The following is a 17,882-nucleotide window of genomic DNA, read 5'->3' on the forward strand; positions in this document are numbered from 1 at the left end:
CGAGCGGAGTGTCCAGGGCCAGCGCCGGAGGTGCGGTGGCGCCGTCCTCCAGCTTCGAAAGAATAGCCTGCAGCCTGATCCGGACACGGGTCCGGCCAATGTGGTCGAGTCCGGATTCGGTGAATGCCGGTTCCAGCCGGTCGAGTTCGTCGAGCAACGACGTCGTGGCGTTCGCGCCGGGCGCCATCTCGCGCCGGAGGAATCGCGCGAGTTCCATCGGAGTGGGGTGGTCGAATACCAGTGTCGCGGCGCAGCGAAGCCCGGTCGCGGCGCTCAGGCGATTCCGCAGCTCGACGGCGGTCACCGAATCGAAACCGATTTCCCGGAATGCGAGACCGACCGGGATCTGCTCGGTTTCGGGATGACCGAGAACGGCGCGGATGTGTGCCTGGACGAGTTCGACGAGCTCCCGGTCGGCGTCATCCGGGGTCAGCGCGGCAAGCCTCGCACGCAGACCCGACGCGGCGCCGTCCGGAGTCGGCTCGGCGCCGTCCGAAGTCAGCGCGGCGCCGTCCGAAGTCAGGGCGGCGAGCCCCGCCCGCAGACCCGGCTCGTGCGCCGCCGGCCGCGGCTGGTCGTCGGGGCCGGCCTCCAGCCAGTACCGGCGGCGCTGGAACGGGTAGGTCGGCAGGTCGGACCGGTGGGCGGCGCCGGTGTCGGCGAACCACGGTGTCCAGTCCACCGCCGCGCCGGCGGTCCACGCCCGGGCGAGGGCCCGCTGCTGGGCGAGCCGGTCGTCCTCGCCGCGGCGCAGCGTGCCCCAGACGGCGACCTCGCCGCTCTGCGCCTCGGCCACCTGCTCGATCGCGACCGTGAGGACCGGGTGCGGGCTCACCTCGACGAAGTGCCGGAACCCCTCGCGCAGCAGCTTCTCGACCGTCGGGGCGAACCGGACGGGCTGACGCAGGCTCGTGTACCAGTAGCCGCCGTCGGTGCCGGTGGTGACGGATTCGGTGGTCACCGTCGAGTACCACGGCACCCGCGGCGGCTCCCCGACCATCGTGGCTAGCTCCGCCGTCATCCGCGTCTCGACCGGCTCGACCTGCGGGGAGTGGGACGCGTAGTCGATGTTGATGAACCGGGCGCGCACACCGAGCTCATCGCAGCGGTCCGCGAAGAGCTGGAGGACCGCGCGCTCGCCCGCGAGGGCGACCTGGGCGGGGCCGTTCTCCGCCGCCACGGTGAGCGTGGGCAGTGACCACTCGGCCAGCCAGGCCTCGACCTGGCCGGTGGTGGCGCCGACCGAGAGCATCGTGCCCGCACCGGCCAGGCCGGCCAGTTCCCTGCCGCGCAGCGCCACCACCCGCGCACCGTCGCGCAGGGACAACGCGCCGGACACGACCGCCGCCGCGAGCTCGCCCAGCGAGTGGCCGACGACCGCCGCGGGGGGCACCCCCTGCGCGGTCCACCAGTCGGCGAGCGCCACCATGACCGCCCACAGCACCGGCTGCACCATGTCCGACCGGTCGATGTCGGCGGCCTCCCGCAGCAGGTCCACCACGGAGTAGTCGACGAACTCGCGCAGGGCCGTGTCGCACTCGGCCAGGCGCGCGGCGAAGACAGGGGCGGTGTCGAGGAGCCCAGCCGCCATCCCGACCCACTGGGCGCCGTAGCCGGGGAAGACGTAGACCACGCCCTGCGACGGCACCGCGGTACCCGTGACCAGGTCGGCGGCGGGTGTCCCGGCGGCGAGGGACCGCAGGGCCTCCTCGCTCCACGCGACCGCCCGGGACCGCAGACCGGCCCGGGACAGCAGCGACCAGCCCGTGTCGAGCGGGGTCGCGCCGTCCTTCAGGAAGGCCGCGACGTCCGCGGCCCGTGCCCGCAGCGCGGTCTCGCCACGCGCCGACACCACGAGCGGCACGAGCGGTACAAGCGGCCCGGGCGGCACGAGCGCCGGCGGCGGGCCAGCGACCGGGCTCGACGGCTCGTCGGGCGGGGTGGCCGGGGTGATCTCCGGTGCCTGCTCCACGATCACGTGGGCGTTGGTGCCGCTGATACCGAAGGCGGAGACGCCGGCACGGCGCGGCGCGCCGGTCTCGGGCCAGGGGCGGGCCTCGGTCAGCAGCTCGACGGCGCCCGCCGTCCAGTCGACGTGCGGTGACGGCTCCTCGGCGTGGAGGGTCCGCGGCAGGATGCCGTGCCGCATCGCCAGGACCATCTTCATCAGGCCGGCCATCCCCGCGGCGGCCTGGGTGTGACCGATGTTCGACTTCACCGACCCGAGCCACAGGGGGCGGTCGGCGGCCCGGTCCCGGCCGTAGGTCGCGAGGACGGCCTGCGCCTCGATCGGGTCGCCCAGCGTGGTGCCGGTGCCGTGGGCCTCGACCGCGTCGATGTCGTGGGTGGACAGCGCGGCGTTGGCGAGGGCCTGCGCGATCACCCGCTGCTGGGACGGGCCGTTCGGCGCGGTGAGGCCGTTCGACGCGCCGTCCTGGTTGACCGCCGACCCCCGGACGACGGCCAGCACCTGGTGCCCGTTGCGCTGGGCGTCACAGAGGCGCTCGACGACCAGGAACCCGATGCCCTCGGCCCAGCCGGTGCCGTCCGCGCCGGCGGCGAAGGACTTGCACCGGCCGTCGGCGGCGAGCCCGCCCTTGCGGCTGAACTCGACGAACGGGCCGGGGGTGGACATCACGGTGGCTCCGCCGACGAGCGCGAGCTCGCACTCGCCCTGCCGGAGGGACTGCATGGCGAGGTGCAGCGCGACGAGCGACGCGGAGCAGCCGGTGTCGACCGTCATCGCCGGCCCCTCGAGGCCGTAGGTGTACGAGATCCGCCCGGACATGACACTCGCGGCGTTACCGGTGCCGAGATGTCCCTCGAGCTCGAGCGGGTACACCCCGAGCATCCACATGTAGTCCGACCCGTTGCTGCCGGTGAACATGCCGGTCTGGCTGCCCCGCAGGGAGAGCGGGTCGATGCCGGCCCGTTCGAGGGCCTCCCACGAGCATTCGAGCAGGAGCCGCTGCTGCGGGTCCATGGCGAGCGCCTCGCGCGGGGTGATCCCGAACAGGCCCGGATCGAAGTCGGTCACCTTGTCGACGAAGCCGCCCTCGCGGGCGTACGTGCTGCCGGGGACACTCGCGTCGGCGTTGAACAGGTCCTCGAGCTGCCAGCCGCGGTCGGTCGGGAAGGGCGAGATCGCGTCGACGCCGCCGGCGAGGAGCCGCCACAGGTCCTCGGGGTTGCGGACGCCGCCGGGGAAGCGGCAACTCATGCCGATGATCGCGATCGGCTCGTCGAGCGTGGCGGCCGTGGCCGTCGCCGTGGCCGTGGCCGACGCCGTCACGGCGGCGGGGGTGGCACCGATCGCCTGGGCGAGCAGGAAGCGGGCGAGCGCGGTGGCGTTCGGATAGTCGAAGACCAGGGTGGTGGGCAGCCCCAGCCCGGTCTCGGCGCGCAGCCGGTTGCGCAGGTCGACAGCAGTCAGCGAGTCGAAACCGAGCTCCCGGAACGGCCGGCCGGGGTCGATCGACCCGATCGAGTCGTGCCCGAGCACGGCCGCGGCGTTCGACCGGACCACCTCGACCAGGAGCCGTTCCTGTTCGGCGGGCGATCGTCCGGCCAGCCGCGCCCGCAGCCCGGTGGCTTCGCCGGCGGTCCCGGCGCTCCCTGCCGCGCCGGCGGTCCCGGCGGCGGTGGACAACGCCGCCCGCACCTCGGGCAGGTCCGCGATGAGAGGCCGTGCCCGCTCGGCGGTGAACAGCGCCGCGAACCGATCCCAGTCGATGTCACCGACGCAGACGGCGGTGTCGTCCTGGTCGACCGCGCGGCGCATCGCCTCGACGGCGAGGTCCGGTGCCATGGGCACGATCCCGCGGCGGCGCAGCTGGGCGTCGACCTCCTTGCGCACGGCCATGCCGGTGTCGGCCCAGGAACCCCAGGAGATCGCGGTCATCCGGCGGCCGCGGGCGCGGCGTCGCTCGGCGAGCGCGTCGAGGGTGGCGTTCGCCGCGGCGTAGGCGGCGTGTCCCTGGCTGCCCCAGATCCCGGAAAGGGAGGAGAACACCACGAAGGCGTCGAGGTCCGCGTCGGCGAGGATCTCGTCGAGGTGGACGGCGCCCGCCACCTTGCCCGCGAACAGCTCGGTGAACTCCGCCAGGTCGGATTCGGCGAGCGGGGTGATCGCGCCGAGGCCGGCGGTGTGGACCACGGTCGACGGCGGGTGCGCCGCGACGACCGCGGCCACCTGGTCGCGGTCGGCCAGGTCGCACGCGACGACGGTGACGTCCGCGCCGAGCGCGGTGAGCTCGGCGCGCAGCTCGGCCGCGCCGGGGGCGTCCGGGCCACGCCGGCTGGTCAGAACGAGACGCGACGCGCCGTTGCGGGCGGCCCACCGGGCGACCTCACCCCCGAGCGCGCCGGTGCCACCGGTGACCAGCACCGTCCCGCGCGGCCGCCAGCCCCGCTCGGCCGTGCTGTCGGCCGGGGCGTGGGCGATCCTGCGGGCGAGAACGCCGGACGGACGGATCGCGACCTGATCCTCGTCCTGGTAGCCGTGCAGGACGGCGGCGAACCATCGGGCGGTCTGCTGGTCGGGCCGATCCCGCCGATCGGGCAGGTCGACCAGCCCGCCCCACCGGCCGGGGTGTTCCAGACCGACCACGCGGCCCAGGCCCCACACCTGGGCCTGGCCGATGCCGCGTACCGGGTCCGCCGGGCCGGTGGCCACGGCGCCCCTGGTCACCAGCCACAGCGGGGCGTCGATGCCCGCGTCGCCCAACGCCTGTACCGCCGTGAGGGTGATCGCCACCGCGGGCGACACGATGCCGCCGAGGTCGTTGCCAGCGGTAGCGGTGTCATCGGTAGCGGTGTCATCGTTGGCGGTGTCATCGGTAGCGGTGTCATCGGGCAGCGCCAGCAGTGACACGACGCCGCGCACCTCCGGCTGCTCCCGGAGCAGTTCCGTCAGCCCGGCCCGGTCGACGTCACCCGGGACCGGCACCACGATCGGCTCCGCAGCGCCGAACGGGTCCGCGCCGCCGAACACCGCCGCCAGGTCGAGGGCGCCGTCGCCGCCGCCGGGGACAAGCACCAGCCAGCGGCCCGACAACCGGACCCGCGGTGGAGCGGACAGCGCCTTCCAGACCACCCGGTACCGCCAGCCGTCCACGGTGGCCGTGCGACGGCGAGCCGTACGCCAGGCGGCCAGTGCCGGGAGCACCTCTTCGAGGGCGGCACCGTTCACGCCGAGCCGTCCGGTCAGCCCGGCCACGTCACCGCCTTCGACGGCCGCCCAGAAACCGGCCTCCGCCTCGTCGGCGACAGGCCGCGCGGGCTGCTCCGTGCTGGGGTCGAGCCAGAACCGGCGGTGTCGGAAGGCGTAGGTGGGGAGGTCCTCGAGATGCCCGGCGCCGGTGAACCAGGGTGACCAGTCCACCGTGGCACCCGCCACCCACGCCCGGGCCAGGGCCCGCTGCTGCGCCAGCCGGTCGTCCTCGCCGCGGCGCAGCGTCCCCCACACCGCGGTCCGCTCCCCGGCTGTCTGCTCCCCCGCCGGCTGATCCCCGGCCGCCGGTTCGCCGGCGACCTGCTCCACCGCCAGAGCCAGCACCGGATGGGGGCTCACCTCCACGAAGTGCCGGAACCCGTCCGCGATCAGGCGGTGCACCACCGGTGCGAACCGAACCGTCTCCCGCAGGTTCGCGTACCAGTAGGCGCCGTCGATACCTTCGGTGACCGGCTCCTGAGTGAGGGTCGAGTACCACGGGACGGCACCCGGCCCGCCGGTGACGTCGAGGTCGCGCTCCAGCCGCTCCCGGAGCGGCTCGACCTGCGGCGAATGCGACGCATAGTCGACGTCGATCATCCGCGCCCGCACCCCGAGCCGCCCGCACCGGTCCACGAACGACTCCGCCGCCCCCCGCGCACCCGCGACAACCACCTGGGCGGAACCGTTCACCGCCGCGACGCCGAGCTCCGGCAACGCCCACTCGGCCAGCCAGGCCGTCACCTGATCAGCCGAGGCGTTCACCGACGCCATCGCCCCGTCCCCGGCCAGTTCCGCGATCGCCTGGCTGCGCAGGGCGACCACCCGGGCGCCGTCGGCCACCGACAACGCCCCGGCCACCACCGCCGCCGCGATCTCGCCCTGCGAATGCCCCACCACCGCGCCCGGCCGCACCCCGAACGACTCCCACCAGGCGGCCAGCGCCACCATCACCGCCCACAGCACCGGCTGAACCACATCCACCCGGTCCAGCTCCGCGCCGTCGCGCAGCATCCGCTCCACCGAGAAGTCCACGAACTCGCCGAGCGCCGCGTCACACTGCGCCAACCGGGCCGCGAACACCGGCGACGTGTCCAGCAGGCCCGCCGCCATCCCGGCCCACTGGCTCCCCTGCCCGGGGAAGACGAACACCACGCCCGGCGACGGAATCGTCGCGCCGGCGACGACGGCGGCGGACGGAACGCCCTCGGCCAGCGCGGCCAGCCCTTCGCCGTCCCATGCCACCGCCCGCTCGGGCAGCCCGGCCCGGGAGGTCAGGGACCAGCCGAGGTCGAGCGCGGACGGCTCACGATCCGCCAGATACCCGGTCAGACGGTCCGCCTGAGCCCGCAGCGCGCTCTGGTCACGGGCCGACACGAGGAACGGGACGGGTCCTGGTTCGGCAGCCGATCCGACCGCCGCCGCTTCAGCCGCCGCTTCGACCGCCGCCACTTCGACCGTCGCCGCTTCGGCGGGGACTGACTCGGCGGGGACCGGCTCGGCGGGGGCCTCCTCGACGATCACGTGTGCGTTGGTGCCACTCATGCCGAACGACGACACACCGGCGCGTCGGGGCCGGTCGAGATCGGGCCACGGTTGCGGCCGGGTCAGCAGCGACACGGCTCCGGAGGACCAGTCGACGTGCGGCGACGGCGCGTCCACGTGCAGGGTCCTGGCGAGCGTCCCCTGCCGCATGGCCATGACCATCTTGATGACGCCCGCGACGCCGGCGGCGGCCTGGGTGTGGCCGATGTTCGACTTGATTGACCCGAGCCACAGCGGACGGTCGGCGGGCCGTCCCTGGCCGTAGGTCGCCAGCAGTGCCTCTGCCTCGATCGGGTCGCCCAGGACGGTGCCGGTGCCGTGCGCCTCCACCGCGTCGACGTCCGCGGTAGACAGTCCGGCGTCGGCCAGGGCCGCCCGGATCACCCGCTGCTGGGCGGGGCCGTTCGGCGCGGTGAGGCCGTTGCTGGCGCCGTCCTGGTTGACCGCACTGCCCCGGATCACGGCGAGGACCCGGTGTCCGGCGCGCCGTGCTTCGGACAGCCGCTCGACCAGCAGCACGCCGACGCCCTCACCCCAGCCCGTGCCGTCGGCGGCGGCGGCGAAGGACCTGCACCGGCCGTCGGCGGCGAGCCCACGCTGCCGGCTGAACTCGAGGAACGTGCCGGGGGTCGACATCACCAGGACGCCCGCCACCAGCGCCGCGTCGCAGTCGTGCCGCCGCAGCGACTGCACGGCCAGGTGCAGCGCGACGAGGGACGAGGAGCAGGCGGTGTCGACGGTGACCGCGGGGCCTTCGAGGCCGAAGGTGTAGGCCACCCGGCCGGAGATGACGCTCGCCGCGTTGCCGGTGCCGAGGTGCCCTTCCAGGTCACCGGCCGGGCCGTCGAGCAACCACAGGTAGTCCTGCGCGTTGCTGCCGGCGAAGACGCCGGTGCGGCTGCCCCGTACCGACAGCGGATCGATGCCGGCGCGTTCGAAGACCTCCCAGGAGGCCTCGAGCAGCAGCCGCTGCTGCGGGTCCATCGCGCGGGCCTCGCGCGGGCTGATGCCGAACAGGTCGGGGTCGAAGTCCGCGGCGTCGCGCAGGAACCCGCCGGTGCGGACGTACGAGGTCGCGGACACGCCGGGATCGTCGCTGAACAGCGTCACCAGGTCCCATCCGCGGTCGGCGGGGAACTCAGAGACCGCGTCGACACCGTCGGCGACCAGCCGCCAGAGATCCTCCGGGGAGGCGATCCCGCCGGGGTAGCGACAGCTCATGCCGACGATGGCGATCGGCTCGGTGGCGGCGGCGGTGAGCTGGTGGTTCTGCTGCCGGAGCCGTTCGGTCTCCTTGATCGACGCCCGAAGCGCCTCGACGAGTCTCTCGTCCGGATTAGGCATGTCTCGCTCCGTTGGTCAGGACGTCTGGGTTTCGCCGCCGAGCATCAGATTGATCAGGTCGTCGACCGCCATGCCGTCGATCACGGCCGGGTCGATGGCGGGTGCCGGGCCGGTGGCAGGTGCCGGATCGGTGGCAGCTGCGGCAGATCCCCCGGCCGCGCCGGCCTCGCCGGACGGGGCGGACGGGGCGAGCGAGACCAGCTGTGGCAGCAGGCCGCTCGCGCGCAGCCGCGCGACCGGAATCGACGCCAGCAACGCCCGGATCCCGGCCTCGTCGAGGTCTCCGGCGGAGGCGGACGAGAGGGCGGGAGCGGGAGCGGGCACGATCATGTCGAGCAGGTAGCGGGCGAGGCGGCCGGCGTCCGGGTGGTCGAAGACCAGCGTGGCGGGCAGGCGCAGCCCCGTGGCGGCGACCAGCCGGTTACGCAGCTCGACCGTGGTCAGCGAGTCGAAACCCAGCTCCTTGAACGCACTGCCGGGCACGACCGCCGCCGTCGACCGATGGCCCAGCACACCGGCCACCTCCCTGCGGACGAGCTCCAGCACGATCCGCTCGCGCTCGTCGCCCGAAGCCACCGCCAGCCGCTCCCGCAGGCCGCCGTCGCCCTGCGAGCGATCGGCCTCGGCGGACGGCGCCAGCGCCGGCGCCATCGCGTCGAAGAGCGGGCGCGGGCGCGCGGCGGTGAACAGCGGCAGGAACTGCGCCCACCGCACGTCGGCGACGGTCACCACGCCCTCGTCGGCGCCCACCGCCCGGGCCATCGCGACGAGAGCGGGTTGCGGGTCGATCGCGACCAGGCCGCGCCGACGCAGGTGCCCGGCCACCGCCGCGTCGGCGGCCATCCCCGCCTGGGCCCACGGCCCCCACGCGATCGCCGTACCCGGTCGTCCCGCCGCGCGGCGCCGCTGCACCAGCGCGTCCAGCGCCGCGTTGGCGGCCGCGTAGGCACCCTGCGCACCGCTGCCCCACACCCCGGAGATCGACGAGAAGACCACGAACGCGTCCAGTGGAGCGGCGCGCAGCAGTTCGTCCAGGTGCTCGGCACCACGCACCTTGGCGTCGACGACGCGGGCGAGATGCGCCGCGTCGGCCTCGGCGATCGGCCGGTCCTCGGCGACCCCGGCCGCGTGCACGACCGCGTTCACCTCCCCGCCCAACGCCCAGAGCAGCTCGGCGACCTGCTCGCGGTCGGCGACGTCGCAGGCCCGGACCAGCACCTCGACGCCGAGGGCCGCCAGCTCACCGACGAGATCACCCACTCCGTCGGCGGCGGGGCCGCTACGGCTCACCAGCACCAGCCGCTCGGCGCCGCCGGCGGCCGCCCAGCGCGCCACGTGCGCGCCCAGCCCGCCGGTGCCGCCGGTGACGAGCACCGTGCCGCGGGGCCGCCACTCGTCCACCTCGTCGCGGGCCGCGGCCGGCACCAGGCGGCGTACGAGGAGCCCGGTCCGGCGCACCGCCACCTGGTCCTCGCCGGCCGGCAGCCCGGACAGCGCCGTGACGATCCGGGCGGCGGCCCGACCGTCCACAGTCACGGTCTCGGGCAGGTCGAGCAACCCGCCCCACCGGTCCGGATGCTCAAGGCCGACCACCCGGCCGAGCCCCCACACCTGCGCCTGCCCGACCTCCACCGGAGGATCGGTCGGCCCGGTCGACACCCCGCCCGAGGTCACCAGCCACAGCGGCGCCGTGATGCCGGCATCGCCCAGCGCCTGCACGACGGCCAGCGTGTCGGCCAGGACGTCCCGACGCCCGCTGCCGCCGTCCGCGACAGCGGCGAGCGAAAGCACCCCGGACAGGGTCTCCGCCCGCATCGCGGACAGGGCGGCGGCCAGCTCGGCGCGGTCACCGACGGGCAGCGTGCGGACGTCGACACCGGCCTCGGCGAGCACCGCGCCCAGCCCCACGGTCTCCGCGTCGACGGTCTCCGCGTCGACGGTGTCCGCGTCGACGGTGTCCGCGCTGGCAGCGTCCGGGCCGGCGGTGGCGGCGGTGTCCGCGCCGACGAGCAGCCATGTCCCCGACAGCGACGGCGGCCCCGGATCGGCGGGAACCGGCTTCCACGTCACCCGGTAACGCCAGCCGTCGGCCGTCGCCGCCGTCCTCCGACGGGTCCACCACGAGTCGAGTGCCGGCAGCACCGCACCCAGCGCCGCGTCGTCCACGCCGACGGTGGCGGCGAGGCTGGCGGTGTCCTCCTGCCGCACCGCCGTCCAGAAACCGGAGTCGGCGTCGGTGGGCTCCGGCGCCCGCGCGGCGTCCGGCAGCGTGTCAAGCCAGTAGCGCTGCCGGTCGAAGGCGTAGGTCGGCAGCTCGACGCGCCCGGCGCCGGTACCCGCGAAGACCCGCGTCCAGTCGACCGGCATCCCGTCGACGAAGAGCCTCGCCAGGGCGGTGAGCGCCGTCCGGGCCTCGTCGCGCTCGCGGTGCAGCATCGGGACGAAGGCGCCCCCGGGGCGGTCGGGCAGGCACTGCTGGGCGAGAGCGGTGAGCGTGCCGTCCGGGCCGAGCTCGACGAAGCGCGCTGCCGGCAGCTGCGTGAGGGTCGCGACCGCGTCCGCGAAGCGGACCGGCTCCCGGACCTGCCGGACCCAGTACTGCGGATCGGACCACTGGCCGGCCTCGACCTGGCGGCCGGTCACCGTGGACACCGCGACGAGCGCCGGCTCGGACAGCGTCATCCCCCGCAGGACGGCGCCGAAGTCGGCCAGCATCGGATCCATCAGCGCCGAGTGGAACGCGTGACTGGTGCGCAACCGGGTCGTCTTCCAGCCGTTGGTCGCCGCCCGTCCGGCGAGCGCGTCGACCGCCGCGGCGGATCCGGAGACGACCACCGAGGTCGGTCCGTTCACGGCGGCGAGGTCGACCGTGCCCGCCGCCAGCGCGCGGACGTCAGCCTCGCTGGCCTGGACCGCCAGCATCGCGCCGCCGGCCGGCAGCGCCTGCATCAGCCGGCCCCGTGCCGCGACGAGCTTCACCGCGTCCGCGAGGGTGAACACCCCGGCCGCGTACGCGGCGGCCACCTCACCGATCGAATGGCCCGCCACGACGCCCGGCGCCACGCCCCAGTGGCGCAGCAGGGCGAACAGCCCGACCTCCAGGGCGAAGAGCGCCGGCTGGGCGTACTCGGTCCGGTCCAGCAGCTTCGGCCCACCGTCGATCTCGCCGTCGATCTCGCCGTCGATCTCGCCGTCGACGACCGTCCGCAGAGGGCGGTCCAGGTAGGCGTCGAACTCGGCGCAGACCTCGTCGAAGGCCGCCGCGAAGGCGGGGAAACCGGCGCGCAGGCGCCGGCCCATCGCCGTGCGCTGCGCGCCCTGCCCGGCGAACAGGAACGCCTGTCTGCCCGGCGCCCTCGTCAGACCCGAGATCACGTTCTCGTGCGGGGCATCATCCGCAATGGCCGCCAGGGCGTGGTTCAGCGCGGTAGCCCGGTCGGACGCGGTGGCACCGTCGGACGCGGTGGCACCGTCGATGAGGAGGACCGACCGGTACGGCAGGGCGGCGCGCGCCGCCGTCGACAGGCCGATGTCGTGCACATCGACCGGCCCCGAACCAGCGCGGCTCGGGGCCGCAGCGGCGAGGTGGGTACGCAGCCGTGTCGCCTGCCGCCGGAGGCCGGCTGCGTCCCGGGCGGTCACCGGCACCGGCACCACAGGCAGCGCGCCGGCCGAGCCGTCCTCGCCAGCCGCCCCGTCCTCTCCGGCGGACGCGGGCGCGGGGGGCTCCTCGATGATGACGTGCGCGTTGGTGCCGCTGATGCCGAACGACGAGACCGCCGCCCGGCGCGGCCGCTCCCCCGCCGGCCACTCCCGCGGCTCGGTCAGCAGCCTCACCTCACCGGCGGACCAGTCCACCTGCTGCGAGGGCTCGTCCACGTGCAGCGTCCGCGGCATCAGGCCGTATCTCATGGCCTGAGCGATCTTGATGACGCCCGCGACGCCGGCGGCGGCCTGGGTGTGGCCGATGTTCGACTTGATCGATCCCAGCCATAGTGGCCGGCCGGCCGGTCGCCCCTGCCCGTAGGTCGCGATCAGTGCCTGTGCCTCGATCGGGTCACCGAGAGTGGTGCCGGTGCCGTGCCCCTCCACCAGGTCGACGTCGTTCGTGGACAGGCCGGCGTTCGCCAGCGCCTGGCGGATGACACGTTGCTGGGACGGCCCGTTCGGCGCGGTCAGCCCGCTGCTCGCGCCGTCCTGGTTCACGGCGCTGCCCCGCACCAACGCGAGGATGCGACGCCCGTGGCGGCGGGCGTCGGAGAGCTTCTCCAGCAGGAGCATGCCGACGCCCTCGCCCCAGCCCGTGCCGTCGGCCGCGGCGGCGAACGACTTGCACCGGCCGTCCGCGGCGAGACCACGCTGGCGGGAGAAGCCGGTGAAGGTGTCGGGGGTGGCCATCACGGTCGCCCCGCCGGCCAGAGCCAGGTCGCACTCGCCGCTGCGCAGGGCCTGCGCGGCCAGGTGCAGCGCCACCAGCGACGACGAACAGGCGGTGTCGACCGTGACCGCCGGGCCCTCCAGACCGAACGTGTAGGACACCCGGCCCGAGGCGACGCTGCCGGAATTGCCGGTGCCGAGATAGCCCTCGACCTCGTCCGGAACGTCGATCAGACGGGCGGCATAATCGTGGTACATCAGCCCGGCAAATACTCCGGTTCGACTTCCACGCAGCTGGGACGGATCAATTCCGGCGCGTTCGAGGGCCTCCCAGGACGCCTCCAGCAGCAGGCGCTGCTGCGGATCGGTCGCCAATGCCTCCCGCGGGCTGATACCGAACAGCGCGGCGTCGAAGTCCGCGGCGTCGTAGAGGAAGCCGCCTTCCCGCGAATAGGAGGTGCCGGGATGATCGGGATCGGGATGGTAGAGACCCTCGACGTCCCATCCTCTGTCCGCGGGAAACAGGCCGATCCCGTCGCCACCGGCTGCGACCAGGTCCCACAGCTCCTCGGGTGAGGTCACGCCGCCGGGATACCGGCAGGCCATCCCGACGATCGCGATCGGTTCCCGACTGTCCATCTCCAGTTCGGCGAGACGTTGCCGGGCCTGGTGGAGATCCGTGGTAACCCGTTTCAGGTAATCCCGAAGCTTCTGCTCGCCCGACACCTGAGCCACCTCATTCCGGGAAAACCGGTATACGCGGACGGGGTTCCACCCAGCAGAAAGCTGGCTCCAGCGAAAAACCTGCTGGAGCCAGTCCTGCCACTGATCTGAAATTTATGAGCGGTCCGGTTCTCCAACAACCCCTAGCGTTCCCCTAGGGGTTCATTTACATTCCCAGCTCGTTGTCGATGAACGCGAACAGGTCGTCGTCGCTGGCCGCGTCGATGCGTTCGACCACCGCACCGTCCCCGGTGTCCCCGGTGGGTCGGTAACGCTGCAGCAGCGCCTGGAGCCGGCCGGTGACCTGGTCCAGCACCGCGTCCGCGAGGCCGTCCGCGGTGAGGGCGGCCTCCAGCCGGTCCAGTTCGGTGAGCACCCCCGCGGAGCCGGCTGCTGCCGCCGGTACCGGCGGCAGCAGCCGCTGGAACAGGTGGTCGGCGAGCACTTCGGAGGTCGGGTAGTCGAAGAGGAGCGTCGCCGGCAGCCGCAGGCCGGTGGCAGCCGTGAGTCCGTTGCGCAGCTCGACAGCGGTGAGCGAGTCGAAGCCCAGATCGAGGAAACCCCGTTTGGGGTCGACGTCCTGCTCCGTCGCGTGGCCCAGGACCGCAGCGACCTGAGCCTGCACCAGCTGCAGCAGCAGGGCCGGGTGCTCGGCCGCCGGGGTGGCGGCGAGCCGCTGCGCGATCGTGGGACCGCCGGTGGCCACCGGACGCGCCGCGGCCTTCGCGGTTGCCGGGACGAGGCGTCGCAGCAGCGGCGGCACCTCGTCCTGCGCCGCCCGCAGGGCCCGCAGGGCCTGCAGGTCAAGGTGGATGGGCAGCGCGGGCACGACATCCGCCGCCAGAGCGGCATCGAACAACTCAAGCCCCTCCTCCGCGGCCAGCGGCAGCACCCCGGAGCGGGCCATCCGCTGCAGGTCGACCTCGCCGAGGGCGCCTGCCATGCCGCCCTCCGCCCACGGCCCCCAGGCCAGTGCCTGCGCCGGCAGCCCCGCCGCTCGCCGGTGCTGCGCCAGCGCCTCCAGGAACGCGTTCGCGGCGGCGTAGTTCGCCTGACCCGGAGTCCCGAAGATGGCCGACGCGGACGAGAAGACGACGAACGCGTGCAGGCCCATGTCCCGGGTCAGCTCGTGCAGGTTCACCGCCCCGTCCACCTTCGGCCGCAGCACCGGCACGATGCGGTCCGGGGTCATCGACTCGATGATCCCGTCCCGCAGGACACCCGCGGCGTGGATCACGGCGGTGAGCGGGTGCTCGACCGGGATCCCCGCCAGCAGCCGGGCCAGCTGGTCCCGGTCCGCGATGTCGACGGCCGCGACGGTGACCGTCGCGCCGATCCCCTCGAGCTCGGCCACCAGTTCACCGATGCCGGCGGCGTCCGCTCCGCGGCGGCTGGCCAGCAGAAGGTGCCGGACGCCGTGCCGGTGGACCAGGTGCCGGGCGACGTGGCCACCGACGGCGCCGGTGCCACCGGTGATCAGGACGGTGCCCTCCGGACCACCGAAGGTCACGGCCTCGCCAGCGCTGTCGACACGGGCGCGCGCCAGCCGCGGCGCCAGCGCCACGCCCCGCCGGATCGCCACCTGCGGCTCGCCGCCGGCCACGACCCCCGCGAGCATCCGCCACGAAGCCTGGCCACCGTCGAGATCAACTAGCTGAAGACGATCCGGGTTCTCCTGCTGGGCGGAACGGAGCAGCCCCCAGACCCCGGCAGCATGGGCGAGGTCCTCGAGCTCGTCGCCGGGCTCGGCGAGCACCGCCCGCCGGGTGACCACCACGAGTCGGGAGTCGGCGGCCCGCGGCGCGGTCAGCCATTCCCGCACGCGCTCGGCCACCCGGATCGTGGTCGCCCGCACCACCTCCGCCAGATCCCGGTGCTCACCCTGATCCTCCCCGCCGTCGAGGCTTGGCACCGGGTCGAGGCAGGGCAACAGGACGACGGTGGGAGCGGTCGACGCGGCAGCGAGCGACACGACATCCGCGTAGGCGGGAATGCCGGCCAGCCGGGCGGCGTCGGCGCCGAGCCGGGCCGCGAGATCCCCACGGGTGGCCGGATCGGTGAGGACCGCCCAGCCCGCTGTCGTGCCGGAGGCCGGTACGGCGAGCCGGTCCCACTCCAGGCCGAAGACCCGCTGGTGGCGGGCACCGACGTCCAGCCGGCCCGCCGGCAGCGGCCTCAGCACCAGCGAACCCACCGTGAACGCCGGCCGCCCGTCGTCCGTCACCGCCGACAACCGGATCGCGTCGGCCCCGGTCGGACTGAGCCGGACCCGCAGCCGTGCCTCCCCGCGGGCGTGGACCGTCACCCCGTTCCAGACGAACGGCAGACGCGCCACGCCCCCGATGCCAGACCCGGTTCCGTCTCCCGCCGAGGGCACTCCACCGTTCGAAGACGCCGCACCATTGGAGGACCCGGCGTCGCCCGGGCCAGCGGTGAGGGTGAGGGCGTGCAGGGCGGCGTCGAAGAGGGCCGGGTGCACCGCGAACCGGTCCGCGCCGCGCTGTTCCTCCTCCGGCAGTTCGACCTCGACGAAGAGGTCCTCGCCACGCCGCCAGGCCGCGCGCAGCCCTCGGAACGCCGGCCCGTAGTCAAGCCCGAGATCCCCCAGCCGCTCGTACACCCCGTCCATCTCGACCGCCGACGCACCGCTCGGCGGCCACATCGCATCGGCGACCTCGTCGAGGTCACCGATCGGCGCGAGCATGGCGCTGGCATGGTGACGCCACTCGGCGTCCGGCTCGTCGGTCACCCTCGAGTGAATCAGCACCGGCCGCCGGCCCTCGTCATCGGAACGTCCCACGGTGACCTGCAGCTGCAGGGTCTCCCGCTCACCGATGGTCAACGGAAGATGCAGGGCCAGTTCCTCGACGGTTCCGAGATCGACGTGGTCACCGGCCAGCACCGCCAGGTCGACGAAAGCCGTCCCGGGCAGCACCACCGCCCCGGCCACCACGTGGTCGGCGAGCCAGGGATGGGTGCGCAGCGAGATCCTGCCCGTGAGCACGGCGCCGTTCCCGTCGGCCATCGGGACAACGGCGCCGAGCAGCGGATGGCCGGCGACCCCGACCCCGGCCGCGCTCAGGTTCCCAACCTCGGCGGCAGCCGAGAGCCAGTACCGCTGGCGCTGGAACGCATACGTCGGCAGGTCCACCGGCTGTGCCCCGGTGCCGGCGAACACACCCGCCCAGTCGACGTCGACGCCGTGCACGAACAGCGACGCGGCTGCCTTCAGTGCGGTGGCGGGTTCGGGGCGATCTCGGCGCACCACCGGAACAAACACCGCGCCCGAGGTCGCGGCGTCGGGCAGGCACTGCTGCGCCAACGCGGTCAGGATCCCGTCCGGGCCCACCTCCACGAACCGGGTCACGCCCATGCCCGCAAGGGAGGCGATGGCGTCGGCGAACCGGACCGGTTCGCGGACCTGGCGCACCCAGTAACCCGGATCGCTCCACTGCCCGGCCGTGACCGGCTGCCCGGTCACCGTCGACACCACCGGCACCGACGGCTCGGCGAACCGCAGCTGCTCCACGACAGTGGTGAACTCGGCCAGCATCGGTTCCATCAACGCGGAGTGGAACGCATGGCTGGTCCGCAGCCGGCTCGACTTCCATCCGGCTGCCGACACCTTCTCGGCGAACACCTCGACCTGCGCCGCGGGTCCGGAGACCACCACCGCTGCCGGGCCGTTCACCGCAGCCACATCCAACCCGGACTGCTCGCTCAGAAGCGCGACCACCTCGGTCTCCGAGGCCTGCACCGCCAGCATCGCCCCACCCGCGGGCAACGCCTGCATCAACCGGCCCCGCGCGGCCACCAGCCTCGCCGCGTCCGCCAGATCCAGAACCCCGGCCGCGTAGGCGGCGCTCACCTCACCGATCGAATGCCCCACCAGCACATCCGGGCGCACGCCCCACGACTCCAACAGCCCCAACAGCGCCACCTCGAACGCGAACAGCGCCGGCTGCGCAAAACCCGTCTGTTCCAACAGATCCGGCTCACCGTCGATCACCTCCCGCAACGGCCGATCCAGATACCGATCAACCTCCGCGCAGGCGCCGTCGAAGGTATCGGCGAACACCGGGAAGGCCTCATAAAGCTCCCGGCCCATCCCGACCCGCTGCGAACCCTGGCCGGTGAACAGCACCCCCACCCGGCCCGCACCCACGACACCCCGCACCACCTGCGACGCGGGAACACCCCCAGCCAGCGCTGTCAGACCACCACGCAACTCCTCCACATCCCCCGCCAGCACCACCGCCCGATGCGCCAACACCGCCCGACGGATGGCCGCAGCCCCGATGCCCAGCAAGTCCCCATCGGGCACTGCCAGGAGCTGCCCCGCCTGCGCGTGCAACGCCACGTCGTCCGGCCCGGACACCACCACCGGCACCACCGGCAGAACCACCGGAACAGAACCGGCAACCGGCACCTGCTCGACGGGCGCCTGCTCGAGGAATTCGGCGGGTGCCTGCTCGAGAATCACGTGNGCGTTGGTCCCGCTCACCCCGAACGAGGAGATCCCCGCCCGCCGCGGCCGGTCATCCACCNCGGTCCACGGCTGCGNNGANGTNANCAGNGAAANAGNCCCTGACGTCCAGTCGACGTGCGGGCTGGGCTCGTCCACGTGCAGCGTCGCGGGTAGAACCCCGTGCTGCATGGCCTGGACCATCTTGATGATCCC

The 17,882-nt window shown here is 73.9% G+C and carries 2 protein-coding genes and 3 pseudogenes; all 5 read right to left on the reverse strand.

Features of this window, described 5'->3' with window-relative positions:
- Positions 1-208: 208 nt before the first annotated feature.
- Positions 209-8,089: pseudogene (locus B207_RS35385) on the reverse strand (type I polyketide synthase); the annotation flags it as partial.
- A 27-nt stretch (positions 8,090-8,116) separates the two neighbouring features.
- Positions 8,117-13,060, reverse strand: coding sequence for a type I polyketide synthase (locus B207_RS42625; RefSeq protein ID WP_407671463.1), 4,944 nt, complete (start codon positions 13,058-13,060; stop codon positions 8,117-8,119).
- Between the two features lie 93 nt (positions 13,061-13,153).
- Positions 13,154-13,213, reverse strand: a pseudogene (locus tag B207_RS43030) (polyketide synthase docking domain-containing protein); the annotation flags it as partial.
- 154 nt (positions 13,214-13,367) lie between these two features.
- Positions 13,368-16,409, reverse strand: a complete 3,042-nt coding sequence (locus tag B207_RS0124710; protein ID WP_456095354.1) for an SDR family NAD(P)-dependent oxidoreductase — start codon at positions 16,407-16,409, stop codon at positions 13,368-13,370.
- A pseudogene (locus B207_RS43155) lies at positions 16,407-17,882 on the reverse strand (acyltransferase domain-containing protein); the annotation flags it as partial. The pseudogene B207_RS43155 and the gene B207_RS0124710, both read right to left, overlap by 3 nt.

This window comes from Parafrankia elaeagni (genome assembly GCF_000374165.1).
GTDB classification, from domain to species: Bacteria; Actinomycetota; Actinomycetes; order Frankiales; family Frankiaceae; genus Parafrankia; species Parafrankia elaeagni.